Below are 24,246 nucleotides of genomic sequence, written 5' to 3' on the forward strand. Positions count from 1 at the left end.
CCCGCACACGTTTGCGCCAAAAAGGTGCAAATCGCTTCTGCGAGCCCGCTCGGCTTCACCCTATGTCAAATTCGTGCCATCATTATTGTCAATTCAGGCATAGACTTAACCAATGCCTAACTCAGGAACGAAGCAATCATTTAATGACCAAGCGATTGAAAGTATTCATAGGGACGGTGGCGGGCTGCGCAATCCTGGTGCTGGCGTTGTGGCAAACCTTGCCGCGCTGGCTGCCGGGGGTGTTATCGCATTGGTTGCCGGCGGGGAGCCGCCTGGAATTGCAGGGCAAATTGCACTGGCGCCAGGGCGGCCTGGCGTTGGCGGGGGCGCGTTTCACTGCGCAAGATTGCCTGTTGACCAACGTCGGGCCGACGCGGCTGGCTTACCGCCAGGGCCGCTGGCAGCTGTCGAGCGATAAGGTCAGCATCGATAGCGCCTGTTTGTCAAAACTGCCGAGCGGCGACGCCAACAGTGCGCCGCTGGCGCTCGATCAGCTGCAGCAACAGCTGCCGCCGCTGGATCTCACCATTAATGACCTGACGCTCATTCCCTGGCAGCGCTATGCCGGCAAGCTGCAGCTCTCCTCCGGCCCCGACGGGCAACGTCTGCATTATCGGGGCCCGAATCTCAGCGCCGAGGCGCAGCTGGATGAAAAACAGCAGCTGACGTTGCAGAGCCTGACCGTGGTTCCGCCCAACAGCGCACAACCTTTGCACCTCGCCGGCAAGATCACCATCCCGTTGGATCTGGCCAGCCTGCCGACGCAGGGCGCGTTGCAGGGGGAAATGCAAACCGCCTATCTGGAAAAACCGGTATTGCTGGACATGCGCTGGCAACAGCAGCAGGGCGTATTGACGGTGAGCGAGAAAGGCGACGATCGCCCGCTGGCGGTGTTGCCGTGGGAAGTCTCGCCGCAGCGGGTCAGCATCAAGCAGGGCGAGTGGCGTTGGCCGTACAGCGAGCAGCCGTTGAACGGCGGGCTCAGCATCGCGCTGCACGATTGGAGCAAAGGGCTGGATGAAACGGAGATCAGCGCGCGGCTGAACGTGATCACCGCGGGTCACAACGGCAAGGGCAATGCGGTGCTCACCCTCGGGCCGGGCAAGGTGGGGTTGACCGACAGCGATCTGCGCTTCCAACTGACCGGCCAGGCCAATCTGGCCGACTTTTCCACTACCGCGTCGATCCCGGGTGTGATCGGCGGCAGCATTCTCAACCCGACGCTGGTGCTGCAGCCCGGTTCGCTGCTGCGCTTGTGGGGCAAGGTGACGCCGGAAATGACGCTGGAAGAGGCGCGTTTGCCGCTGGCGGGCGTGAAGGTGACCGCCGCCGGCATCACCGGCCGCCTACAGGCGATTTTGAGCGCCAGCGACAGTTACTGGGGCCGCTTCAAGCTGCACCTGGACGGCCAGGCACAGGATTTCTGGCCGGACAAGGGCCACTGGCAATGGCGTTACTGGGGCAATGGCCGCTTGCCGCCGCTGCAGGCCGCCTGGGACGTCGCCGGCAGCGGCCGTTGGCGCGACAGTGAGTTGGTGCTCGACAAACTTTCCACCGGCTTCGATAAGTTGAAGTACGGTCTGGTGACGGTCGCCGCGCCGCGCCTGAGCCTCAATCAGCCGCTGCGCTGGCGGCGTGATGAACAAAGTCCGCAGTTCAACGGCGAGTTGCAGCTGGCGGCGGATAAGGTCAGCTTCAGCGACGGCGGCTATCTGCCGGCGCCGGTGCTGGCGCTGCAGGTGAACGGCCGTTCACCGGGCAGTTTCCAGCTGCAGGGCAAACTGCAGGCGCAACAGATTGGGCCGATCGCGCTGCGCGGCCGTTGGGACGGCGAACGTCTGCGCGGCGAAGCTTGGTGGCCGAAACAGTCGCTGAAGGTGTTCCAACCGCTGCTGGCGCCGGATCTCAATCTCACGCTGCGCGACGGCGAGTTTTACGCGCAGTCGGCGTTTTCCGCCGCTCGCGAACAGGGGTTCGAGGCCGGTGGCCACTGGGTGGTGAAAAACGGCGGCATGTGGCTGAAGGACGGCGAGATGAGCGGCCTGGATTTTATCCTGTCGTACCGGTTCAAGCAGCATCAGTGGCAATTGGGGGCCAAACAGCCGGTGTCGCTGCGCATCAAGTCTTTCACCAACCTGTTCGAGATGCAGAATATTTCCGCCGATCTGCAGGGCACCTATCCTTATAGCGAAAGGCAGCCGCTGACGTTGAGCAACGTCGGCGTGGACATGCTCAACGGGCATATCAGCCTGTCGGCGCTGCGGTTGCCGCAGCATGACGCCGCGGTGCTGAAGCTGGACAAGGTCGATCTCAGCGCGCTGTTCACCGCTCTGAAACCGAAGCAGTTCGCCATGTCCGGCCGGGTCGACGGCGAACTGCCGCTGTTCCTGAATCACCCGAAATGGCTGGTGCAAAACGGCTGGATCGCCAACGCCGGCACCCTGACGCTGCGCCTGGACAAAGACATGGCCGACGCCATCGGCAGCAACAACCTGGCGACCGGCGCGGCGATCGACTGGCTGCGCTACATGGAAATCAACCGTTCGCACGCCCGGGTCGATCTCGACAACCTGGGCGAGCTGACGCTGAGCGCGCGCATCGACGGCATCAACCCGCAGAAAAGCGCCAAGCGCGAGGTGATCCTGAACTATCGCCATCAGGAAAACGTGTTTCAGCTGTGGCGCAGTTTGCGCTTCGGCGACAATTTACAGGAGTGGCTGGAGCAGGCCCTCTCACAACCTGGGGAGCAACAATGAAAATCATGAGTGTGTCGGCGCTGGCAGCGGTGCTGTGCGTTTCGCTGCTGAGCGGCTGCGTGCCGCGCATCGAGGTGGCGACGCCGAAGGATCCGATCACCATCAATATGAACGTCAAGATCGAGCATGAGATTCATATCAAGGTGGATAAGGACGTCGAAAACCTGCTGAAAACCCAAAGCGGTCTGTTCTAGGAGCCGACATGAAAAAACGTTATGTGTGGCTGGCCGGCGCCGCCTGGCTGTTCAGCAGCGTGGCGATGGCGCTGACGCTGGATGAGGCGAAGCAGCAAGGGCGGGTGGGCGAAACCCTGAGCGGCTATATTGCGCCGGTGAAACAGGATGCGGAAACGCTGGCGCTGGTGAAGCGCATCAACGCCGGCCGCGCCGAGAAGTATCAGGAAGTGGCGGACGGCAACCATATCGCCGTCGACGAAGTGGCACGCATGGCGGGGCAGAAGCTGGTGACGCGTGCGCAGAGCGGCGAGTATGTGCGCGGCATCAACGGACAATGGTTGAAGAAATAAAAAAAGCGCGCCGTCTGGCGCGCTAAATGATACGGATAGATGATTATTATGAGGGTAGTGCAGGTTTGACAGGACTTGCCTTTTGTCCGGCAGGGGCACAGCGCCCCTGCGCAGGGTCTTAGGCAGCAACCACCTGAGACAGGGCCGCTTTGGCGTCTTCCTGGGCTTTGGTCGCCACTTCCGGGCCATAGGCGATACCTTCCGCGAAGACGAACTCCACGTCGGTAATGCCGATGAAGCCCAGGAACAGACGCAGGTAAGGTTCTACCAGGTCGGTTGGGGTGCCTTTATGGATGCCGCCGCGGCTGGTCAGGATCACGGCGCGTTTGTTTTTCACCAGGCCTTCCGGACCGTTTTCGGTGTAGCGGAAGGTCACGCCGGCGCGGGCAACCAGATCGAAATAGTTTTTCAGCTGGGTCGGGATGTTGAAGTTGTACATCGGTGCGGCAATCACGATGACGTCATTGGCCTGCAGCTCGGCGATCAGCTCGTCCGACAGCGCCAGCGCTTCTTGTTGACGCGGGGTTAACGGCGCATCGGAAGGACGCAGCGCGCCAACCAGTTCGCCGTCCAGCACCGGGATTGGCTGTGCGGCCAGATCGCGCACGGTGATGGTGTCGCCGCTATGGGCGTTGCTCCATTGCTCTACGAAGAAATCGGCCAGTTGGTTAGACTGAGAGTAGGTCGCCAGGATGCTTGATTTCAGAACCAATACGTTGCTCATCGATAATTCCTTACGTTGTGACAGTGACATCAGGACTCAGCGTCCCTTGCATGAAGTACATGCTATTCACATTCCTCCAACAGTGATAGCGCAATATTTCGAGATCTTCGTTCGATTTTATTGAATGACATGCCGAGGTTTTGCTCGTGGAAGTAGGGCGAAAAAGCCGTTTGTGATAGGCTGTGCGGCTAAAGCAAAAAAATCGCTAAAAAAACATTAAACCGTTGCTAAGCCTGGTCTTGGCGGCGAAGAAACAAGGAACACTGAACGTGAAATCTCCGCTCGAGGCACTGCCGGCCCAACTGGGCGAGCTGATGCTCCGCGATCAACAACGCCTGCGTCGTCGCCTGCAGGGCGCACGAAAAATCAAAAATCCCGATGCCCAGCTGGCGGTCGCCGCCGAAGTGGAAAGCGACATCGCGGCGGCGCGGCAAAAAGTGCTGGCGCGCGCCGCGTCTTGCCCGCGCATTACCTATCCGGAAAGCCTGCCGGTCAGTCAGAAAAAGCAGGACATTTTAAACGCTGTCCGCGATCACCAGGTGGTGATCGTCGCCGGGGAGACCGGCTCGGGGAAAACCACCCAGTTGCCGAAGATCTGTCTGGAGCTGGGGCGTGGGGTGAAAGGGCTGATCGGCCACACCCAGCCGCGCCGCCTGGCGGCGCGCACCGTCGCCAACCGCATCGCCGACGAGCTGGAAACCCCGCTCGGCGGCAGCGTCGGTTACAAGGTGCGCTTCAACGATCAGGTCGGGGAAAACACCCTGGTCAAGCTGATGACCGACGGCATCTTGCTGGCGGAAATTCAGCAGGATCGCCTGCTGATGCAGTACGACACGCTGATCATCGATGAAGCGCACGAGCGCAGCCTCAACATCGACTTTATTCTCGGCTACCTGCGTGAACTGCTGCCGAAGCGCCCGGATCTCAAGGTGATCATCACCTCGGCGACCATCGATCCGCAGCGCTTCTCGCGCCACTTCAACAATGCGCCGATCATCGAGGTTTCCGGCCGCACTTACCCGGTGGAGGTGCGTTACCGCCCGGTGGTCGACGACGGCGACGATACCGACCGCGACCAGCTGCAGGCGATTTTCGATGCGGTGGACGAGCTTGGGCGCGAAGGGCCGGGCGACATTCTGATCTTCATGAGCGGCGAGCGAGAGATCCGCGACACCGCCGACGCTCTGAACCGCCTCAATTTGCCGCACACCGAAGTGCTGCCGCTGTATGCGCGCCTGTCGAACAGCGAGCAGAACCGGGTGTTCCAGTCGCACCATGGTCGCCGCATCGTGCTGGCCACCAACGTGGCGGAAACCTCGCTGACGGTGCCGGGCATCAAGTACGTCATCGATCCGGGCACCGCGCGCATCAGCCGCTACAGCTTCCGCACCAAGGTGCAGCGCCTGCCGATCGAGCCGGTGTCCCAGGCTTCCGCCAACCAGCGTAAAGGGCGCTGCGGCCGCGTATCGGAAGGGGTGTGCATTCGCTTGTATTCCGAACAGGACTTCCTGTCGCGGCCGGCGTTTACCGATCCGGAAATTTTGCGCACCAACCTGGCGTCGGTCATTCTGCAGATGACCTCGCTGGGGCTGGGCGACATCGCCGCGTTTCCGTTCGTCGAAGCGCCGGATAAACGCAACATTCAGGATGGCGTGCGCCTGCTGGAAGAACTGGGGGCGATCGCCACCGCCGACAACGGCCACTATCAGCTGACGCCGCAGGGCCGTCAGCTGGCGCAGTTGCCGATTGACCCGCGTCTGGCGCGCATGGTGCTGGAAGCGCAGAAGAGCGGCAGCGTGCGCGAGGTGATGATCATCACCGCCGCGCTATCGATTCAGGATCCGCGTGAGCGCCCGATGGACAAGCAGCAGGCCTCGGACGAAAAACACCGCCGCTTCGCCGACAAAGACTCCGATTTCCTGGCATTCGTCAACCTGTGGGATTATCTGCAGGAGCAGCAAAAGGTGAACTCTTCCAGCCAGTTCCGTCGGCTGTGCCGCAACGATTTCCTCAACTACCTGCGGGTGCGCGAGTGGCAGGATATCTATACCCAGCTGCGCCAGGTGGTGAAAGAGCTGGGGCTGCCGATCAACAGCACGCCTTCCGACTACCGCAGCGTGCACACCGCGCTGCTGACCGGCTTGCTGTCGCACATTGGCCAGAAGGATACGGACAAGCAGGAATACACCGGCGCGCGCAATGCCCGTTTCTCGATCTTCCCCGGCTCCGGCCTGTTCAAGAAGCCGCCGAAGTGGACCATGGTGGCCGAACTGGTGGAAACCAGCCGCCTGTGGGGGCGCATCGCCGCGCGCATCGAACCGGAATGGATCGAGCCGCTGGCTCAGCATCTGGTGAAACACAGCTACAGCGAGCCGCACTGGTCGAAGTCGCAAGGGGCGGTGATGGCCAGCGAAAAGGTCACGCTGTTCGGTTTGCCGATCGTCGCGGCGCGCCAGGTCAATTACGGCGCCATCGATCCATTGCTGTGCCGTGAGCTGTTTATCCGCCATGCGCTGGTGGAGGGGGACTGGCAGACGCGCCACGCCTTCTTCCGTGAAAACCAAAAGCTGCGCGCCGAAGTGGAAGAGCTGGAGCATAAATCGCGCCGCCGCGACATTCTGGTGGACGACGAGACGCTGTTCGGCTTCTACGATCGCCGCATCCCCAACGACGTGGTTTCCGGCCGTCATTTCGACAGCTGGTGGAAGAATGCCGCCAAACAGCAGCCCGACCTGCTGAACTTCGAAAAAGAGATGCTGATTAAGGATGGCGCCAACAAGATCAGCGCGCTGGACTACCCGAACTTCTGGCATCAGGGCAATCTCAAGCTGCGGCTGAGCTACCAGTTTGAACCGGGCACCGACGCCGACGGCGTGACGGTGCACATTCCGTTGCCGATCCTCAATCAGGTGGAGGAGCAGGGCTTCGAGTGGCAGATCCCCGGCATCCGCCGTGAGCTGGTGATCGCGCTGATCAAGTCGCTGCCGAAACCGGTGCGCCGCAACTTCGTGCCGGCGCCGAACTACGCCGAAGCATTCCTCGGCCGCGTTACGGCGCTGGAATTGCCGCTGCTGGACGCGCTGGAGCGCGAGCTGCGGCGCATGACTGGCGTGACCGTGTCACGTGATGACTGGCAGTGGGATCAGGTGCCCGATCACCTGAAAATGACTTTCCGCGTGGTGGGCGAGAAGAACCAGACGCTGCGCGAAGGCAAAGACCTGGCCGCGTTGCGCCTGCAGCTGAAAGAGAAGGTGCAGGAGACGCTGTCGGCGGTGGCCGATGACGGGCTGGAGCAGAGCAATCTGCATGTCTGGAGCTTTGGCCAACTGCCGGCGTTCTACGAGCAGAAGCGCGGCGGCTATTCGATGAAGGCCTACCCGGCGCTGGTGGATGAGAAGGACAGCGTGGCGATCCGCCTGTTCGACAGCGAAAGCGAGCAGCAACAGGCGATGTGGCAGGGCACGCGCCGCCTGCTGTTGCTGAATATTCCTTCGCCGATCAAATATCTGCATGAGAAGCTGCCGAACAAGGCCAAACTGGGGCTTTATTTCAACCCGTACGGCAAGGTACTGGAGCTGATCGACGACTGCATTTCGTGCGGCATCGACAAGCTGATCGCCGAACACGGCGGCCCGGTCTGGCAGGAAGAAGGCTTTGCGCGTTTGCAAGAGCAGATCCGCGCCGAGCTGAACGACACGGTGGTCGAGGTGGCCAAGCAGGTTGAGCAGATCCTGACGGCGGTCTTCAATATCAACAAGCGGCTGAAAGGCCGGGTGGACATGTCGTTGGCGCTGGCGCTGTCGGATATCAAGACCCAGCTCGGTGGCCTGGTCTACCGTGGCTTCGTCACCGGCAACGGATGGAAACGCCTGCCGGACACGCTGCGTTACCTGCAGGCGATCGAGCGCCGGCTGGAGAAACTGGCTATCGATCCACACCGCGATCGCGCGCAGATGCTGCGGGTGGAGCAGGTGCAGCAGGCGTGGCAGCAGTGGCTGAACAAGCTGCCGCCGAAGCGGCAGCAGGAAGAAGAGGTGAAAGCGGTGCGCTGGATGATCGAGGAACTGCGCGTCAGCCTGTTCGCGCAGCAGTTGGGCACGCCTTACCCGATCTCCGACAAGCGCATTCTGCAAACCATCGAACAGCTTTCGGGCTAAGCTCAGGCGCGCCGGCCGGCAAGCGGCCGGCGCAGCGCAAGTTGAAATTCAGGGAACAGATAAACAGCAACGGCGCTTGATGCGCCGTTGCGAGAGCTACTTGCCCGCCGCCAGGGCGTCCAGCGCGTCGCGGATGCCGGGCACCGCCAGGGCGCGGTTATCGGCGCGATAGCGATCTTTCGCCGCCGGCGCCGAGCTTTGGATGGCGATCAGCTGCCAGCCGTCGGCGGTTTTCAACAGCAGCGGTGAGCCGCTGTCGCCGGGCAGGGTATCACACTGGTGCGACAGTACGCCTTGCTGGGCCCAGCCGGTGACCTTGCAGTTTTGGTGGCTGTAGAGGTCATCCAGATGATCCTCCGGGTAACCCGCCTGAGTGATCAGCCGTTTGGCCTGTTTCAGGGCCTGGGTCAGCGCCTTGCTGTCGCCTTGCCACAGCGGCAACGGTGCGATCGGCAGCGGCTTTTTGTCTTTCAGACGGATCAGCGCAAAATCATAAGCGGCCGCAGCGGGCGGGACGATCCAGCCATCGCCGTCCGGCTTCAGCTTTTTGCCCAGCTTGCTGTCGACCAAGGTCTCGATATCGCCGGTTTGATACTGCCAGGATTTATCGCCTGCCACAAAGCGCAGAGCGATGGCTTTATCCAGTTGCCCGGGCGGCGCCAGCACGCAGTGGCCGGCGGTCAGCGCCAGGTGCGGGGAGATCAGCGTGGCGGTACACAGATTGCCGCTGGCGGTTTCGACCTGGCCGATGGCCTGCCACGGCTGGGCGGCGGTATCCGTGACCTTGATTCGTTCATCTTTGCCGAAAAACAGACGCGTTTGCTCGGCCTTGGACGGGCCGTCGGCGCGTGCCGCCTGAGCAGCGATGAGCGGGAGTGAGCACAGCAACAGTAAAACGGATATGCGCATAGATCTCTTGCCTGACAAATACGGATCATCCATAAACACACTGAATGCTAACTATAGACTGATTTAGCAGCCATGTGGATGGGCAATAATTGATTTTTCAATAATTTCCCGCCGGCGACGCGGCAGGCTACAGGTAAAAAAAGACGGCGATCAGTCCGCAAAGGATCAGGGCGGTCAGAACGATCTCGAACAGGTAGCGGCGCAGCATCAATGAGAACCCCCCGATGAAAAAACACCCGGCGAACCGGGTGTCGTACACGTCAAGCCTGAAGCGGTGAGGGGACCCTCACGTCATTACGCTTTTTTGTGGCTGGTTTTCTTGTGGTGCTTTTTAGCCGCCTGGGCTTTTTGCGCCGGGGCTTTCTTCACGGCTTTTTTGTGATGCTTCTTGGCCGCCTGCGCTTTCTGTACCGGCGCTTTCTTGCCGTGGTGTTTCACCTGAGCTTTAGCCGGCGCAGCGGTGGCGGTGGTTGCGGTTGCCGCAGGTGCGGTGGTGGCAGCCTCGGCAGCGAAAGCCACGGAAGACAGACCCATTGCAGCGGCAACAACCAGAGCTAATACTTTTTTCATCGTAGAATCCTCAACATGACTTTTGGGTATCAACCCCACTGCGGGGCCGTTGAAATGATAGTAGGCAAACGGCGCCCGGCTTTCCGTGAGTGATTGGTTTCGGCATGTAACCTAATGTACAGGGCGACGGCGGCGAGGGGATTGCTGCTATAATGACCACCAGGCGCGATAAAAGGGATTTAAAATGAACGAGATAGTGATTCGTTATGGCGTAACCGAACAGGGCGAGGTGCCGCTGGCCTATGAGGACTGGGGCGATGAGGCGCACCCGCCGCTGCTGCTCATCATGGGCATCGGCGCGCAGCTGTTGCTGTGGCCTGATGACTTCTGCCGCGCCCTGGTGGCTCAGGGGTTTCGGGTGATCCGTTATGACAACCGCGATGTCGGCCTTTCCGGCAAAACGCAGGCGCAACGCACGCAGCCGTTGTGGCTGCTGATGCTGTGCGCCCAGCTCGGTTGGCAAACGCCGGTGCCTTATACCCTGGCGGACATGGCGACGGACGCGGCGCATCTGCTCGATCATTTACGCATCCCGCAGGCTCACGTACTTGGCGCTTCGATGGGGGGGATGATCGCCCAGGTGCTGGCCGCTGAATACCCGCAGCGCGTCGCCTCGTTATGCATCTTGTTCTCCAGCACCAATCAGCCGCTGTTGCCACCGCCGGCGCCTTCGCTGCTGTGGCTGTTGGTGCGCCGGCCGGCGGCCGATTTGACGCTGCAGCAGCGCCACGAGGGAATGAAGGCCTTCCTGCGCGCGCTCGGTACCCGGTTTTATCCGCCGGAGGAGGCGGAGCTGGATGCATTGGTGAATCGGTTGTTGAAGCGGGGCGTGGATCCCGAAGGCGTGCAGCGGCAACTTTCCGCGTTGCTCGGCAGCGGCGATCTGCGTCGCTACAGCCGGCGCATAGCCGCGCCGACGCTGGTCATTCACGGCGATCGCGATCGGCTGGTACGCAAGGCGGGTGGAGTGGCGATCGCCCGCGCGGTCGTCAACGCCAAATTGCATATTATGCCGGGCATGGGGCATGACCTGCCTGCGCCGTTGAGGCTGCAGCTGGCGGCGATGATCGCCCGTCATGCGCTGGGATGATAAGCCGGATCGCCAGCGTTTTGGCTATTTTAGTTACAACATACTAATGGTGGGTCGCCACCCGCCGCTCTGTAGCCAAGGCGATGTCGGCACAGAACGTGCGTTATGAAGCATTATCCGGTCTTGCAGGTGGGAAAAGGGCGCGGCAGAGCCGCGCCAGGGGAGATTACAGGTAGCGGTTTTCCAAATGCTGACGGAAATAGCGTGGGTTGAGCGCTTCGCCGGTTGCGTTGGCGATCAGCGTCTCGGTCGGGAAACGGCTGCCGTGGCGCCAGATGTTGTGCTGCAGCCAGTGGAACAGCGGCTGCAGGTTGCCGGCGGCGATATCTTCGTTCAGCGAAGGCAGGGCCTGACGCACGCTGTGGAACAGCTGCGCGGCGTACATCGCGCCGAGGGTGTAAGTCGGGAAGTAGCCGAAGGCACCGTCGGTCCAGTGAATATCCTGCATGCAGCCGTTGCGGTAGTTGCCGATGGTGTCGAGGCCGAGGTAAGCACTCATCTTCTCATTCCACAGCGCCGGAATGTCTTCCACTTCGATATCGCCTTCGATCAGCGCTTTTTCAATTTCGTAGCGCAGGATGACGTGAGCAGGATAGCTCACTTCGTCGGCGTCGACGCGGATCAGGCCCGGTTTAACGCGCTGGTTGAGGCGAATGAAGTTGGTCTCTTCCAGCGCCGGCTGTTCGCCAAACTGCGCGGTGACTAACGGACGCAAGATTTTCAGGAATTCATTGCCGCGCGCCAGCTGCATTTCGAACAGCAGGCTCTGTGATTCGTGGATAGCGGTAGAACGGGCCAGGGCGACCGGCTGGCCAAGCAGATCGCGCGGCAGGTTTTGCTCGTAGCGGGCGTGGCCGGTCTCGTGCACGATGCCGAGCAGCGCGGTCAGAAACTCTTTCTCGTTGTAACGCGTGGTGATGCGTACATCTTCCGGCACGCCGCCGCAGAACGGGTGGGCGCTGACGTCGACGCGGCCATTGTCGAAGTTGAAACCGAGCAGTTTCATCACGCTCAGGCTCAGCTGACGCTGGGTGTCCACATTGAACGGGCCTTGTGGCGCCTGGCAGGGCTCATTAGCTTGTTTGGCCACCACGCGTTGCAGCAGATCCGGCAGCCAGGTTTTCAGATCGCCGAAGATGCGGTCGAGATCGCTGCTGCGCATGCCCGGCTCATACAGGTTGAGCAGAGCATCGTAACGGCTTGTGCCGGCCGCCTGCGCGCGGATCTGCGCCTCTTCCCGGCTGAGCTTGACCACCTCGCGCAGGTTGTCGGCGAAGCCGTCCCAGTCGTTGGCCGGGCGCTGGGCGCGCCAGGCGTGTTCGCAGCGCGCACCCGCGAGCGACTTGGCCTCGACCAGCGATGCCGGCAGCAGCACGGCGTCTTCATATTGGCGGCGCATCTCGCGCAGGTTGGCGCGGTCGAGTTCGTCCAGCGTCTCTTGCTGCGCGCGATCCAACAGCGCGCCGGTGCTTTGTGCCGTTAAAATCTGGTGCTGCAGCACGCTCAGCTCGGCCAGCGCTTCGGAGCGCGCCTTGCTGCCGCCCGGTGGCATCATGGTTTGCATGTCCCAACCGGCGATGGCGGACAGGTGGCCGAAACGCGACAACCGGCTGAACAGGGCGCGCAGGTGATCGTAAGCAGACGTGTTGGAATGTGCAGATGTCATTATTATTCGGCTCCAATGAGAAGGTCTGGCGGCATTATGCCAGATCGGCTTTTAAACTGAATGTCGGCTTTACCGGCCAGCAGAAACGGAAACTGGCGCCGCCGAGCGAACTGCCTTCGACGAACACCTGCCCCTGGTAGGCGACGGCGATGGAATGGACGATGGCCAGTCCCAACCCGCAGCCGCCGGTAGCGCGATCGCGGCTGGGGTCGAGACGGACGAAAGGTTCAAACACCCGTTCACGCTCTTCCGGCGGAATACCCGGCCCGTCATCCTCGACCTGCAAGCAGGCGAGGTCGCCGTCAAACCACAGGCCGACGCGCAGACGCTGTTCGGAATAGCGCAGCGCGTTGTTGACCAGGTTGTCGAGCACGCGCTCCATCAGGCGCAGATCGACGCCGCCGAAGTCGCCGACGTGTGGGATATCGAGCTGGATGTCGCGTTCCTGATGAATAAGACGGATATCATCGACCTTGTCTTCAAGCCATTTTGGCAGATCGATGGGTTCAATGTTTAACGCAACCTGCGGCCGATCCAAACGGGCATAGGTCAGCAGCTCGTCGATCAGCGACTCCAGCTGGCCGATATCGCGGTTCAGCGCCTGCTGCTCGCTTTCGGACAGATTATCGCTCATTTCGAGCCGGTAACGCAGGCGCACCAGCGGCGTGCGCAGCTCGTGCGCGATGCCGTCGATCAGCTGTTTCTTGCTGGCGATCAGGGTGTTGACGCTGTCGGCCATTTGGTTGAACGCCACGCCGAGACGGCTCAGGCTGGAGGTGGGATCGAAGTGGGTGCGCTCATCCAGATGCCCGGCGCCGAGCCGCTGGGCGGCGTTTTCCAATTTGAGCAGGTCTTGCCAGTGCGGCCGCATCCACAGAAACACCGGCAGCGCCAGCGACATGCCGATAAACACCAGCAATACCAGATCCAGCAGGCGCATCTGGTGCAGGTAGAACAGATAAGGAATGGGGCCGACCACTAACACGTAGTGGCTGCGCGGAATGCGCTGCATAAAGGTGTACTGATCGTCGAGGGCGATGATTTCCCCCAGCCGCAGCCGTTTTTTCAGATCCTCGCTCAGCGCCTGTTTGCCGAGCGGTTCGATATGCAGTTTGAACGACAGATTGAGATCCAGCGTGGCGATGGTCTTGTTCCAGTCCTTCAACGGGATTTCGCGCAGCTCGCTGCGCATCAGGTACAGCGAACTTTTCATCAGATCGTCCATCGACTGGCGGCCGGCGCGCTCGGCGGTCACCTTGTACACCAGGCCAACCAGCATCGCCATCACCAGAAAACAGACGAACAGCAACAGGAAGAACTGGACGAAAAGTTTTCTCATTGTTGCACCGATGCCCAGGCGTTAGGGGCGAACAGATAGCCTTTATTGCGCACGGTCTTGATGCGGAACGGTTCTAGCGCGTTATCGTACAGCTTGCGGCGCAGGCGGGAGATCGCCACGTCGATGCTGCGATCCATGCCGTCATAGCTTACGCCGCGCAGGTTTTGCAGCAACGCCTCACGATCCATGATCTGGCCGGCGTGGGTCGCCAATTCCCACAACAAATCGAAATCCGAGGTGGACAGGGTGATCGTTTCTTCGCCCAGCGTGACCTGCCGGTTGACCGGATCGATGCACAACAGCCCGAAATGCAGCGCGTTGTGCTGGGTGAGCGGCTGAACCGACTCTTCTTTCGGCTGCTGGCTGTGTTGGCGCAGGTGCAAACGCAGGCGGGCCAGCAACACCGCCGGCGGCGTGGTTTTCAGGATATAGTCGTTGGCGCCCATCTCCAGCGACAGAATATGGTTCATGTCGCTGTCGAGCGAGGTGAGCAGCACGATCGGGCCGGGGAAGGTAGGGCGCAGATCGCGGCACAGCGTCATGCCGTCTTTGCCGGGCAGCATAATGTCCAGCAGCACCAAATCGGGTTGCTCGCGCTCAATGCGCGCCTGCGCGCTGTCGCCGCGCGGTTCGATCAGCACCTCGATGTCGTGTTTGCCCAGATAGGCGGCGATCAGCTTGCCGACTTCAGGATCGTCTTCCACAAAAACAATTTTATGCATATGCCCGTGTTTTAATAAGAAAAGCGGATTTCAGCATAGCGCGGCCTACAGCGATGCGCCATGCGGATCTTTGCCTCAGCGCAGCGGCCGCCCGCCGTCGACGCCGTGGGTGCGGCCGGTCACGTAACGGCTCTCCAGCAGGTAGTTCACCAGATTGACCACTTCGCTCTCGCCCGGCGCGACCTTCATCAGCGATTTCGCCAGCGCTTGTTGGCGGTAGGCCTCATCGTCGCCCGGATTGAAGATGATCAGCGCCGGCGCGATGGCGTTGACCTTCACCTCCGGCGCCAGCTTGCGGGCGAACGATCGGGTCATATTGTCCAGCGCGGCCTTGCTGGCGGCGTAGGCGATATGTTTGTCGCTGCCTTTTTCCACCACGTAGTCGGTCAGATGGATAATGTCAGCGCCTGCCTGGCCCTGGCCGGTCAGGCAAGATTCGAGCAGTTGGTTGAGCAAATAGGGCGTATAGACGTGAATTTGCAGCATCGCCGCCATCACTTGCTCCGGCGGCACTTCTGCCGACTCGGCCTGCCAGGCGCTGGCGTTGTGGATCACCGCGCGCAATTTGGGCGCCACCTGCCGCACCTGGTCGGCGAAACGGTAGATACCTTCGTGCGTGGAAAAATCGCCTTGAATACAACTGGCGCCCAAGGCTTTCAACTCGGTCATCGCCGGATATTCGCTGCGATAGGCGATGATGACGGGAACGCCGCGCTGGAGAAACGCTCTGGCGAGCGCCAGCCCGATGCGCCGCGCGCCGCCGGTAATCAGTACCGGGGCAGAGTTGGGGTGTTCCATTGATTAAAGCTCCTGGACAGACTGGCAAACAATAGGGGAATTATGCCATCATACGGCGGAAAGTCGTTAAAGCTTCGCATGATTATCCATTTCTGGATGTAAGATCCCCAATGCGTTTCAGGTTGCCGCCCGGCGGCGGCTTGAAAGACCACGGGTTAACACTGGCCATGAGAGGAATGAGGGGATGAACAGCAATCACCTTGCATCCATCGCGCGCAGTGAGAAAATCTGTTTCGACTATATGGATTTTCTGTCCGCATCGTGCAGGAAGCACTGGCGCTTTGTTGATGCTATTTATGGTGTGATGCCGATCTTCGGCATGGTGTTGAAATCGCGCGTGACCACGTCACAAACGCGCAAAGAGCAGTTGAAAGAGCTGGCGCTGCAAGTGGTGTCGACACAGGTCAGCGATGAAACCAATATCGTGCGCCTGATTGACCTGGCGCAGCAGCAGGGCCTGACGGTGTTTGATATTCAGTTGCCCTATGCGCTGGAAGCGCAACAGCTGGCGGCCATTCAAAAAGAGTGCGAGAAAGGCATTGCGATCGCCCTGGTGGGTGAGCGCATGACCATCACCATTCCCCCTAAAAGCTGACCGTGTGTACCGACCCGGCCGCCCGTTCATGGTTAGGCAATTGACTTACCGAGATGGCCTAACCATGAACGTGATGTCTCACGCCGCATGACGGCCGGCGTCTAGAGCTGGGTCCCGGCGTTCGGGCCGGAGCGCAGGGTATAAATACTGTCTATATGAATTAACACCGCGTACTTCGGCGGCTTCATCCCATTTTTTTCCGCAAACGTCAATGCATCGTCAAACGGCTTGCCCGCCAGAAACAGTTCGGGCGTGCCAACGAAGCGGTAACCGTCCAGCGCCTCGCGATCGATGATCACCACGGCCATTTTCGAGCCGGCCTTGATGTTTTTCAGCGTTTGGCCACCGGTATTTTCGTTGTAAATCAGCGTACGGTCATCATAGAGGCGCAAAGAGCGCTTGGGGCCGATATCAGGAACGCCGTTCGGGCTGCTGGTCGCCTGCACAGGCAGCTGTTTAGCCAGCATCTTCTTCATCTCGTCATTCAATTCATTCATTACAGATGACCTTCAGATTGGTGTGTCACTTTTAATGCAAGGTAGCGGAAGCGTTGGCCGCCGGCGCGCAGACGCTGGTTTCCGGCAGCCGGTGTTCGCGCAGCAAGTGCAGAGTTTCAATCCTGAAACGCAGCAGGTGCCGTTCGGCGATCTGCTGCATCTGTTCGCACAGCGACGTATCGTCCAACAGTTGCTCGATAGCGACTCGGGCCTGATGAACATGCAGCTCGACGCCGCGAAGAGGCTTCTGCCGCAGGCGCAGATGGGTAATGTTGTTGAACGTGACGATCAGCGCGGCAAGGGCAGACTCGAAAATATTCAGCGCTTCAAATCTGGCGGTATATTCCGCATTCAGCCAGGGCTTCTCGGCGATGATCGCCTGAGCCCCCTCCAGCGCCTGTTGATAGCGCGCCATCGCCAGGCGATCGCGCTGCTGATTGAATGCCGTGTTGCCCTCGGCGATCCGTGCTTCCCAAGCGGCAAACAAGGGTAATGCGTGCAGCAGTTTTTCAGCCATGAAATGCCTTCCATTTTCAGCCTGTCTAAACCCGCCTCCTGACGCCTCTCGGCAGGGGGCGCTCGAGCCATACCGTCAATCACAATTGATAATGATAATTAATTGCATTTGAGATCGCAAGCGAAGCCACTGACGGATTAATCACGGGGAGCGGGGTAAGAGGAAGGACGAGCAAATGAAATGCGGCTGACGGGCAGCCGCATGGGCAGGCGATTTTAGTGCAACATAAACCAGCCGGCAGGCAGCGTGGCCACCAGCAGCAAGAAGATGCTGCTTTTTTCCAGGCGATTGAGCAGATTGATATCTCGATGGCCGCGGCGGGCATACATGAACACCAACAGCCCTGGCGCATACAGCAGCACCGACATCAGCAAGTGCATCAGCCCGGAAGCATACAGCAGCCACAGGCCATAGACGCAGGCGCCGGTGGCGGCGAAGATCAGGCGTTTGTCGCGGCGGCGGTAAGCCACCTTGAACAGAAACGCGCCGACCAAGAAGTAAGGCACCAGGATCATCTCTGACGCGATGGTCAACAGCGAGTTGTAGTTGCTGCCGGTCAGCCAGATCAGCACCAGCGCCAGTTGCACCGCGATGTTGGTCAGCCACAGCGAAGAGGACGGGGCGTGATGGCGGTTCTGCTTGCCGAACACGCGCGGAAACGCGCCGTGCTGCGCGGCCAGCAGCGGCACTTCCGCCGCCATGATGGTCCAGCTCAGGTAGGCGCCGCACACGGAAACGATCAGGCCGGCGGCGATGAGCACGTCTCCCCACGGGCCGATCAGTTCTACCATCAGCACCGCCATTGACGGATTGCGCATCTCGGCCAGTTCGCTGCGCGGCACCACGCCCAGCGACAGCAGCGTGACCATCAGATACACCGCCAGCGCCGACAGCACCGCCAGCATAGTGGCGCGGCCCACGTCTTTCTTATTGCGGGCGCGGGCGGAAACCACCACCGCGCCCTCCACGCCGATAAACACCCACAGGGTGATCAGCATGGTGTCCTTGACCTGTTCCCACACCGGTTTACCGAGGGCGATGCCGTTGAAATCCAGTGTGAACACGTCCATTTTAAAGGCAATCGCCGCCAGAACGGCGAACATCCCCAGCGGCAACAGTTTGGCGAGGGTGGCCGCCAGATTGATGCTGGCGGCGGTTTGCACGCCGCGCAGCACCAGCGCGTGCACGATCCACAGCAGGGCGGATTCGGCGATCAGCGCCTGCCAGGTATTGCCGTCACCGAGGATAACGTTGCCGCCGCGATCGGTAAAAATGCTCAGCGCCGCGAACACGATCACCAGATACGAGACGTTGGCGATCACGGCGCACAGCCAGTAACCCCAGGCGGAGCAGAAGCCCACCAGTTCGCCGAATCCTTCTTTGGCGTAGGTGAAGATGCCGCCGTCCAGATCCGGACGCAAACGCGTAAGCAACAGCATGGCGAATGCCAAAAACAGAATGCCGACGCCGGTGATCCCCCAACCCAGCAACAGCGCGGCGGGGCTGGCGACCTGCGCCATGTTTTGCGGCAGACTGAACACGCCGGCGCCCAGCATCGAGCTGAGCACCAAAGCGGTTAGCGCGGTAAGACCGAGTTTTTTTTCCAATGACGGATCCTGAACGCAGAATAAACAACTGGAAGGGAACTGCTTGGCGGCAACAATGTATTAACAACCACTGCGCGAATAGACAATAGCCCTAAAAATTGGCGCAAATTCTACGGAGGGATGATTAGAGATGCAATGATTGAATATGCGGAATTTACAAAAAACTATTCAACACGCGATGGAAAAAGCGGCAATAAAAACGGGCAGCTCAAGGGCTGCCCGATGGTAAACCTAAAAACGGGTTTTATTTGAACAGATCGGCGCTGACGGTCAGGTTGCCGCCGCTCTTGTTCTGCCACTGGCGGGTGACGTGGTAGTACTTGGCGCCTTTCTCGGCCGCGCGTTTCGCCACTTCGGTGGAGACATCGGTCATGCTGTTGAAGTGGCCGGTGAAGGTGACGGAATCGAACGGCACCATCTGCGCGGCGGTCACGTTGTTCACTTCCTGGATCTTGGTGCCGTTAGGCAGCGTGACGGTATAGCGTTGGCCGGTAGAGGACTGGGTTTCGAAGAAACGGCCCACTTCGCGGCTTGGCGAACCGGAAGACGCGACGCCAGGAATTTCGACTTTCGCGGCTGCGGCGCCGCCGGCGGCCAGGGCGGCGCGGCCGGCGTCAGAATCGGCTGGAATGGCGTCCGGGCTCTGCACGCGGCGTTTCGGCGCATCGGCCTTATAGATATAGGCGGTGACGAACTGGTTGCCGCCGGAGTTGGCGTCAACCTGGCGCACGATGAAGAACGAAGCGGCGCCTTTTTTCTTCGCTTCTTTGGAGATGGCGTCGTTGATATCCGGCTGGCTGCGGTAGAAGCCGCTGACGCTCACGGTATCGTAAGGCTCCAGCAGGTAGGCTTCCTCTTTAGGCAGTTCGTTCACGCCGTTAAATACGCGGTATTTTGGTGTTTTGCTCACTTCTGGCGCATCTTTATGATAAAGGTCTGCGGTGACGCGCCAGTTGCCGCCGTTGTTGCTGTTGTTGCTGTCCTGGATATAGAAGGAATCGGCACCCAGTTTGTCTGCACGGCGGGATACGGCGTCGACGGCTTCATTGATGGCATTGAAGCGGCCGGTAATCGTGATGCGATCAAACGGCTTCAGCGCCGCTGCTTTCTCAGGAGTTAACTCTTGCGCCGCATGAGCAGACAGCGCGGTGAGTGATAACAAGGCTGACGCGATGATCGTGGTCTTCAGCTTCATAAAAAATCCTTTCGCCTAGCGCATTAACGTTTATAACGTACTGAACTGTTTAAGTGTAATTCAGCCGTCGATTATTACATGTAATTCTGAAAACTGTCTCAGCATTTTATGTTATCCCGTGCGACAAATCGCCGATGGCGACGCGGGGCGCACGGATGGCACCGCCGTCATAAGTTTCCATAATAACGGCTTTGGTGTCATTAATGTTAATTATTCACAAAATGATAACTTTTATGCTTTTACGCCGCGCGCGGCCATAAATCGTTACGCCGGGCGTAAACCTCCTGTCACGCAGAATGTGCTGTTCTGTATGGATTTTTTCACTGTAAATTGCGATTTGTCATATCGCGCACGGCGTTTTTATGTAAAAACAGGGATGAATGCGTAAGCAATTATGGATCATCGACCTTATTTTCAGTAGGTTATAGTTGGCGCCTGAAATCAGTGCGGGCAAGTTAACGCAACGCTCGCCGACGGCGCCGTGCTATGGGCAGGAAAATAATAAACATCATCCAAGACAGGTGAGAAGGGAACATTATGCGTATTGGTGTACCAAGAGAGCGGTTGGCCAATGAAGCCCGGGTCGCAGCCACGCCGAAAACGGTGGAACAACTGCTGAAGCTGGGTTTTACCGTCGCGATTGAACGCGGGGCGGGCAAACTGGCCAGTTTTGAAGACGTCGCTTACGAAGCCGCCGGCGCGGCGCTGGTGGACGAAAGCGAAGTGTGGCAGTCGGATCTGATCCTGAAAGTCAACGCGCCGCAAGACGACGAGATCGCCTTGATGCGCGAAGGCAGCACGCTGGTCAGCTTTATCTGGCCGGCGCAAAACCCCGAATTGATGGCCAAGCTGGCGGCGCGCAACGTCACCGCGCTGGCGATGGACTCGGTGCCGCGCATCTCGCGCGCCCAGTCGATGGACGCGCTGAGCTCGATGGCCAACATCGCCGGCTACCGCGCGATCGTCGAAGCGGCGCATGAGTTCGGCCGTTTCTTCACCGGCCAGATCACCGCCGCCGGCAAAGTGCCTCCGGCCAAGGTGATGATCATCGGCGCCGGCGTGGCCGGCCTGGCGGCGATCGGCGCCGCGGGCAGCCTCGGCGCCATCGTGCGCGCCTTCGACACCCGCCCGGAAGTGAAAGAGCAGGTGCAGAGCATGGGGGCGGAGTTCCTCGAGCTGGATTTTGAAGAGGAAGCGGGCAGCGGCGACGGCTACGCCAAAGTGATGTCCGAAGCCTTTATCAAGGCCGAGATGGCGCTGTTCGCCGCGCAGGCGGCGGAGGTTGACATCATCGTCACCACCGCGCTGATCCCGGGTAAACCGGCGCCGAAGCTGATCACCAAAGAGATGGTGGCGTCGATGAAGCCGGGCAGCGTGATCGTCGATTTGGCGGCGCAAACCGGCGGCAACTGCGAACTGACCGTGGCCGACACCATTACCGTGACCGACAACGGCGTGAAAATCATCGGCTATACCGATCTGCCGAGCCGCTTGCCGACCCAATCTTCGCAGCTGTACGGCACCAACCTGGTCAACCTGCTGAAGCTGCTGTCGAAAGAGAAAAACGGCGAGATTGACATCGATTTCGACGATACGGTGATCCGCGGCGTTACCGTGGTGCGCAGCGGTGAAATCACCTGGCCGGCGCCGCCGATCCAGGTCTCAGCCCAACCGAAAGCGGCGCCCGCCGCCGCACCGGCCGCCAAACCTGAAGCTAAACCGACCTCGCCGTGGCTGAAGTATGGCCTGATGGCCCTGGCGATCCTGCTGTTCGGCTGGCTGGCGGACGCGGCGCCGAAAGAGTTCCTGTCGCACTTTACCGTGTTCGCGCTGGCCTGCGTGGTCGGTTACTACGTGGTCTGGAACGTCAGCCACGCGCTGCATACCCCGCTGATGTCGGTTACCAACGCGATCTCAGGGATTATCGTGGTCGGTGCGCTGCTGCAGATCGGTCATGGCGGTTGGGTGAGTTTCCTCTCCTTTATCGCCGTGCTGATCGCCAGCATCAATATTTTCGGTGGGTTCACCGTCACTCAGCGCATGCTGAAGATGTTCCGCAAGAACTAAGGGGTAACAAATGTCTGGAGGATTGGTTACAGCTGCATACATTGTTGCCGCTATTTTGTTTATTTTCAGCCTGGCGGGCCTGTCGCGGCATGAAACGTCGAAGCAGGGCAACCTGTTCGGCGTCGCCGGCATGGCGATCGCGCTGATCGCCACCATCTTGGGGCCGGATTCCGGCAACGTCGGCTGGATCATCATCGCCATGATCATCGGCGGCTCGATCGGCGTCTATCTGGCCAAGAAGGTCGAGATGACCGAAATGCCGGAGCTGGTGGCGGTGTTGCACAGTTTCGTTGGCCTGGCGGCGGTGCTGGTCGGCTTCAACAGCTACCTGGATCACGGCGCGCCGATGGAGCCGGTGATGGCGAATATCCATCTGACTGAAGTGTTCCTCGGCGTCTTTATCGGTGCGGTGACCTTCACCGGGTCGATCGTCGCCTTCGGCAAGCTGCGCGGCATCATTTCTTCCAAACCGCTGATGCTGCCGAATCGCCACAAGCTGAACCTGGCGGCGCTGGTGATCTCGTTCCTGTTGCTGGTGGCGTTCGTGCGCACCGACAGCGTGGGCTGGCAGGTGATAGCGCTGCTGCTGATGACGGCGATCGCGCTGGCGTTCGGCTGGCATCTGGTCGCCTCGATCGGCGGCGCCGACATGCCGGTGGTGGTGTCGATGCTCAACTCTTACTCAGGGTGGGCGGCGGCCGCTGCGGGCTTCATGCTGAGCAACGATCTGCTGATCGTCACCGGCGCGCTGGTGGGGTCTTCGGGGGCGATACTGTCTTACATCATGTGCAAGGCGATGAACCGTTCGTTTATCAGCGTGATCGCCGGCGGTTTCGGCAGTGACGGTTCATCCACCGGCGACGCCGAAGAGATGGGCGAATACCGTGAAACCACGGCGGAAGAAGTGGCCGAGCAGCTGAAGAACTCCACCTCGGTGATCATCACCCCGGGCTACGGCATGGCGGTGGCGCAGGCGCAGTATCCGGTGGCGGAAATCACCGAAAAACTGCGGGCGCGCGGCGTGAAGGTGCGTTTCGGCATTCACCCGGTCGCGGGGCGCTTGCCGGGCCACATGAACGTGCTGCTGGCGGAAGCGAAGGTGCCGTACGACGTGGTGCTGGAGATGGATGAAATCAACGACGATTTCCCGGATACCGACACCGTGCTGGTGATCGGCGCCAACGATACGGTGAACCCGGCGGCGCTGGAAGATCCGCGCAGCCCGATCGCCGGCATGCCGGTATTGGAAGTGTGGAAAGCGCAAAACGTGATCGCGTTCAAACGCTCGATGAACACCGGCTACGCCGGCGTGCAGAACCCGCTGTTCTTCAAGGAGAACACCCAGATGCTGTTCGGCGACGCCAAAGACAGCGTGGAAGCGATTCTGCGGGCGCTGCAGAAGTAGAATTGGGCAACCAAAAAAACGGGCCGCTTAGCGGCCCGTTTTTTATGCACGAAGGTTAATCTTCGTCGTCATGCTCGTCATCTTCATCCGCCTCGATCGGGCAGTTGAAGTTTTCCGGTTTAATCACCAGCAGGTCGCATTTCAGATGATCGATCACATGTTCCGCGGTGTTGCCGATAAAGGCGGCTGAAATGCCTGTGCGGCCCAGGGTGCCCAGCACCACCACGCCGGCCTGCAGATGTTCGGCCAGATCGGGGATCACCTCTTCCGGCAGGCCTTTTTCCACGTGGGTGAACTCTTCCTTAATGCAGAATTTCTGCCGCAGCGCCTTCATGGCGATCAGATGCTGGCCGCGAATGGCGTCGTTGTAGACGCTCGGGTCGAAGTCGGGCAATTCGATGGCTATGTTGATCGGGGTAACGGGATAGGCGCCGACCAGATGAACCTCGGTCTGGTTGACGTTTTGCGCCAGTTCGACGGTTTCTTGCACCAGTTTGATATTGAGCGGGTCGTGATAGGGTTCTTCGCTGGCCAGATTGACCGCCACCAGCGCCTTGCCGCCTTCCGGCCAGGGCTGGTCTTTCACCATCCACACCGGGCAAGGGCATTTGCGCAGCAGGTGCCAGTCGGTGGGGGTAAAGATCACCGACTCCAACCGGTCGTGCTGGTGTGCCATTTTCAGCAGCAGGTCATGTTGACCGGAAAGCACTTCCTGAATGATGGCTTCGAAGGGGCGGTTATGCCAAACCACTTTGATTTCGATCGGCACGCCGTCGTTGAGATAGAAGCGGCACTGCTCGTTGATCCAGGCGGCGCGTTGGCTGATCACACCTTGCCGCATCGCCGTTCTTTCATCCGGGGAGAGCAGGGTCGTCATTTCGTAAGAGAAGTCATAGATGGGCAGGAAGGCCTTGATGCGCCCGCCGTTCCGTTTTACCAGGTACACGGCGCGGCGCAATGCCGGCTGATCGTCCTGATTGGGGTCAATAGCCACCAGAAGATTCTGATACTTCGCCATAGGGCCTCCTTACAGCTGAAATCAACAGTCTGTTAATTTACAGAGTAACCCAACATTGAAAAACAGAACAACAACGGAAGCGTGGCGG

Annotated in this window: 22 protein-coding genes; 9 read left to right on the top strand and 13 right to left on the bottom strand. The window is 60.0% G+C overall.

The features are described 5' to 3' along the window. Window positions 1-143 precede the first annotated feature (143 nt). From MMS95_RS16985 to MMS95_RS16995, 3 genes are read left to right on the top strand one after another with little or no spacing between them, the layout of a single operon-like run. The gene (locus MMS95_RS16985) at window positions 144-2,756 is read left to right on the top strand and encodes a YdbH family protein (RefSeq protein ID WP_156865972.1); all 2,613 of its coding nucleotides are present in this window, start codon (window positions 144-146) and stop codon (window positions 2,754-2,756) included. Further along, the gene (locus MMS95_RS16990) at window positions 2,753-2,950 is read left to right on the top strand and encodes a YnbE family lipoprotein (RefSeq protein ID WP_004930472.1); all 198 of its coding nucleotides are present in this window, start codon (window positions 2,753-2,755) and stop codon (window positions 2,948-2,950) included. The genes MMS95_RS16985 and MMS95_RS16990 overlap by 4 nt, the downstream gene beginning before the upstream one ends. Window positions 2,951-2,958: 8 nt before the next feature. Continuing rightward, window positions 2,959-3,282, top strand: a complete 324-nt coding sequence (locus tag MMS95_RS16995) for a YdbL family protein (RefSeq protein ID WP_015377995.1) — start codon at window positions 2,959-2,961, stop codon at window positions 3,280-3,282. A gap of 118 nt (window positions 3,283-3,400) precedes the next feature. On the opposite strand, the gene azoR is transcribed toward MMS95_RS16995, so the two are convergent. Continuing rightward, entirely contained in the window at window positions 3,401-4,006 is a 606-nt protein-coding gene (azoR, locus tag MMS95_RS17000) for an FMN-dependent NADH-azoreductase (RefSeq protein ID WP_015377994.1), read from the bottom strand. A gap of 269 nt (window positions 4,007-4,275) precedes the next feature. Between azoR and hrpA the strand changes: the two genes are divergently transcribed. Then, window positions 4,276-8,163, top strand: coding sequence for an ATP-dependent RNA helicase HrpA (hrpA, locus tag MMS95_RS17005; RefSeq protein WP_076606792.1), 3,888 nt, complete (start codon window positions 4,276-4,278; stop codon window positions 8,161-8,163). A 96-nt stretch (window positions 8,164-8,259) separates the two neighbouring features. Here hrpA and MMS95_RS17010 read toward each other — a convergent pair whose 3' ends face one another. The 3 genes from MMS95_RS17010 to asr all read right to left on the bottom strand — a co-directional run bounded on the left by MMS95_RS17010 (window position 8,260) and on the right by asr (window position 9,642). After that, entirely contained in the window at window positions 8,260-9,072 is an 813-nt protein-coding gene (locus tag MMS95_RS17010; RefSeq protein ID WP_033632938.1) for a serine protease, read from the bottom strand. Window positions 9,073-9,199: 127 nt separating this feature from the next. Beyond that, a complete protein-coding gene (locus MMS95_RS24250) occupies window positions 9,200-9,331 on the bottom strand; it encodes a hypothetical protein (RefSeq protein ID WP_016927581.1) in 132 nt (43 codons plus the stop codon). Between the two features lie 35 nt (window positions 9,332-9,366). After that, on the bottom strand, window positions 9,367-9,642 hold the full coding sequence (gene asr / locus MMS95_RS17015) for an acid resistance repetitive basic protein Asr (RefSeq protein ID WP_004930450.1): 276 nt from the start codon (window positions 9,640-9,642) through the stop codon (window positions 9,367-9,369). A 184-nt stretch (window positions 9,643-9,826) separates the two neighbouring features. On the opposite strand from asr, the gene MMS95_RS17020 reads away from it, so the two are divergent. Continuing rightward, entirely contained in the window at window positions 9,827-10,732 is a 906-nt protein-coding gene (locus MMS95_RS17020) for an alpha/beta fold hydrolase (protein ID WP_156865973.1), read from the top strand. 166 nt (window positions 10,733-10,898) lie between these two features. Here MMS95_RS17020 and MMS95_RS17025 read toward each other — a convergent pair whose 3' ends face one another. The 4 genes from MMS95_RS17025 to folM all read right to left on the bottom strand — a co-directional run bounded on the left by MMS95_RS17025 (window position 10,899) and on the right by folM (window position 15,257). Further along, complete coding sequence (locus MMS95_RS17025; RefSeq protein WP_015377988.1) at window positions 10,899-12,398, bottom strand: carboxypeptidase M32; 1,500 nt, start codon at window positions 12,396-12,398, stop codon at window positions 10,899-10,901. Between the two features lie 34 nt (window positions 12,399-12,432). Beyond that, on the bottom strand, window positions 12,433-13,737 hold the full coding sequence (gene rstB / locus MMS95_RS17030; RefSeq protein ID WP_031299665.1) for a two-component system sensor histidine kinase RstB: 1,305 nt from the start codon (window positions 13,735-13,737) through the stop codon (window positions 12,433-12,435). Further along, the gene (gene rstA / locus MMS95_RS17035) at window positions 13,734-14,459 is read right to left on the bottom strand and encodes a two-component system response regulator RstA (RefSeq protein WP_004938307.1); all 726 of its coding nucleotides are present in this window, start codon (window positions 14,457-14,459) and stop codon (window positions 13,734-13,736) included. The genes rstB and rstA overlap by 4 nt, the downstream gene beginning before the upstream one ends. 75 nt (window positions 14,460-14,534) lie before the next feature. After that, on the bottom strand, window positions 14,535-15,257 hold the full coding sequence (gene folM / locus MMS95_RS17040; RefSeq protein ID WP_016927586.1) for a dihydromonapterin reductase: 723 nt from the start codon (window positions 15,255-15,257) through the stop codon (window positions 14,535-14,537). Between the two features lie 184 nt (window positions 15,258-15,441). On the opposite strand from folM, the gene MMS95_RS17045 reads away from it, so the two are divergent. Further along, window positions 15,442-15,852, top strand: a complete 411-nt coding sequence (locus tag MMS95_RS17045; RefSeq protein WP_033632942.1) for a hypothetical protein — start codon at window positions 15,442-15,444, stop codon at window positions 15,850-15,852. 101 nt (window positions 15,853-15,953) lie between these two features. Here MMS95_RS17045 and MMS95_RS17050 read toward each other — a convergent pair whose 3' ends face one another. The 4 genes from MMS95_RS17050 to ydgH form a co-directional block, all read right to left on the bottom strand. After that, on the bottom strand, window positions 15,954-16,349 hold the full coding sequence (locus MMS95_RS17050; protein ID WP_004938299.1) for a pyridoxamine 5'-phosphate oxidase family protein: 396 nt from the start codon (window positions 16,347-16,349) through the stop codon (window positions 15,954-15,956). A 31-nt stretch (window positions 16,350-16,380) separates the two neighbouring features. Beyond that, a complete protein-coding gene (locus MMS95_RS17055; protein ID WP_033632943.1) occupies window positions 16,381-16,866 on the bottom strand; it encodes a hypothetical protein in 486 nt (161 codons plus the stop codon). 215 nt (window positions 16,867-17,081) lie between these two features. Next, on the bottom strand, window positions 17,082-18,473 hold the full coding sequence (locus MMS95_RS17060) for an amino acid permease (protein WP_033632944.1): 1,392 nt from the start codon (window positions 18,471-18,473) through the stop codon (window positions 17,082-17,084). 244 nt (window positions 18,474-18,717) lie between these two features. Continuing rightward, the gene (gene ydgH, locus MMS95_RS17065) at window positions 18,718-19,668 is read right to left on the bottom strand and encodes a DUF1471 family protein YdgH (RefSeq protein WP_004938291.1); all 951 of its coding nucleotides are present in this window, start codon (window positions 19,666-19,668) and stop codon (window positions 18,718-18,720) included. Between the two features lie 118 nt (window positions 19,669-19,786). Here ydgH and MMS95_RS17070 point away from each other — a divergent pair, with 118 nt between their 5' ends. The 3 genes from MMS95_RS17070 to pntB all read left to right on the top strand — a co-directional run bounded on the left by MMS95_RS17070 (window position 19,787) and on the right by pntB (window position 23,140). Further along, complete coding sequence (locus MMS95_RS17070; protein WP_157699294.1) at window positions 19,787-20,056, top strand: hypothetical protein; 270 nt, start codon at window positions 19,787-19,789, stop codon at window positions 20,054-20,056. 149 nt (window positions 20,057-20,205) lie between these two features. Beyond that, window positions 20,206-21,735 carry a Re/Si-specific NAD(P)(+) transhydrogenase subunit alpha gene (gene pntA / locus MMS95_RS17075; protein ID WP_004938288.1) on the top strand — a complete coding sequence of 510 codons (1,530 nt, stop codon included), beginning with the start codon at window positions 20,206-20,208 and terminating at the stop codon, window positions 21,733-21,735. Window positions 21,736-21,745: 10 nt separating this feature from the next. Then, a complete protein-coding gene (pntB, locus tag MMS95_RS17080) occupies window positions 21,746-23,140 on the top strand; it encodes a Re/Si-specific NAD(P)(+) transhydrogenase subunit beta (protein WP_033632945.1) in 1,395 nt (464 codons plus the stop codon). 55 nt (window positions 23,141-23,195) lie between these two features. On the opposite strand, the gene uspE is transcribed toward pntB, so the two are convergent. Further along, window positions 23,196-24,158 carry a universal stress protein UspE gene (gene uspE, locus MMS95_RS17085; protein WP_004938281.1) on the bottom strand — a complete coding sequence of 321 codons (963 nt, stop codon included), beginning with the start codon at window positions 24,156-24,158 and terminating at the stop codon, window positions 23,196-23,198. Window positions 24,159-24,246: the final 88 nt, after the last annotated feature.

The sequence above is a fragment of the Serratia sp. PGPR-27 genome (assembly GCF_022678525.1).
In the GTDB taxonomy this organism is placed as follows: Bacteria; Pseudomonadota; Gammaproteobacteria; order Enterobacterales; family Enterobacteriaceae; genus Serratia; species Serratia nematodiphila.

Excerpts from the sequence above, each read along its gene's own strand:
- MMS95_RS16985 (WP_156865972.1), top strand. The coding sequence starts at position 144 with ATGACCAAGCGATTGAAAGTATTCATAGGGACGGTGGCGGGCTGCGCA.
- MMS95_RS16990 (WP_004930472.1), top strand. The coding sequence starts at position 2,753 with ATGAAAATCATGAGTGTGTCGGCGCTGGCAGCGGTGCTGTGCGTTTCG.
- MMS95_RS16995 (WP_015377995.1), top strand. The coding sequence starts at position 2,959 with ATGAAAAAACGTTATGTGTGGCTGGCCGGCGCCGCCTGGCTGTTCAGC.
- azoR (WP_015377994.1), bottom strand. The coding sequence starts at position 4,006 with ATGAGCAACGTATTGGTTCTGAAATCAAGCATCCTGGCGACCTACTCT.
- MMS95_RS17010 (WP_033632938.1), bottom strand. The coding sequence starts at position 9,072 with ATGCGCATATCCGTTTTACTGTTGCTGTGCTCACTCCCGCTCATCGCT.
- asr (WP_004930450.1), bottom strand. The coding sequence starts at position 9,642 with ATGAAAAAAGTATTAGCTCTGGTTGTTGCCGCTGCAATGGGTCTGTCT.
- MMS95_RS17020 (WP_156865973.1), top strand. The coding sequence starts at position 9,827 with ATGAACGAGATAGTGATTCGTTATGGCGTAACCGAACAGGGCGAGGTG.
- MMS95_RS17025 (WP_015377988.1), bottom strand. The coding sequence starts at position 12,398 with ATGACATCTGCACATTCCAACACGTCTGCTTACGATCACCTGCGCGCC.
- rstB (WP_031299665.1), bottom strand. The coding sequence starts at position 13,737 with ATGAGAAAACTTTTCGTCCAGTTCTTCCTGTTGCTGTTCGTCTGTTTT.
- rstA (WP_004938307.1), bottom strand. The coding sequence starts at position 14,459 with ATGCATAAAATTGTTTTTGTGGAAGACGATCCTGAAGTCGGCAAGCTG.
- folM (WP_016927586.1), bottom strand. The coding sequence starts at position 15,257 with ATGGAACACCCCAACTCTGCCCCGGTACTGATTACCGGCGGCGCGCGG.
- MMS95_RS17045 (WP_033632942.1), top strand. The coding sequence starts at position 15,442 with ATGAACAGCAATCACCTTGCATCCATCGCGCGCAGTGAGAAAATCTGT.
- MMS95_RS17050 (WP_004938299.1), bottom strand. The coding sequence starts at position 16,349 with ATGAATGAATTGAATGACGAGATGAAGAAGATGCTGGCTAAACAGCTG.
- MMS95_RS17055 (WP_033632943.1), bottom strand. The coding sequence starts at position 16,866 with ATGGCTGAAAAACTGCTGCACGCATTACCCTTGTTTGCCGCTTGGGAA.
- ydgH (WP_004938291.1), bottom strand. The coding sequence starts at position 19,668 with ATGAAGCTGAAGACCACGATCATCGCGTCAGCCTTGTTATCACTCACC.
- pntA (WP_004938288.1), top strand. The coding sequence starts at position 20,206 with ATGCGTATTGGTGTACCAAGAGAGCGGTTGGCCAATGAAGCCCGGGTC.
- pntB (WP_033632945.1), top strand. The coding sequence starts at position 21,746 with ATGTCTGGAGGATTGGTTACAGCTGCATACATTGTTGCCGCTATTTTG.
- uspE (WP_004938281.1), bottom strand. The coding sequence starts at position 24,158 with ATGGCGAAGTATCAGAATCTTCTGGTGGCTATTGACCCCAATCAGGAC.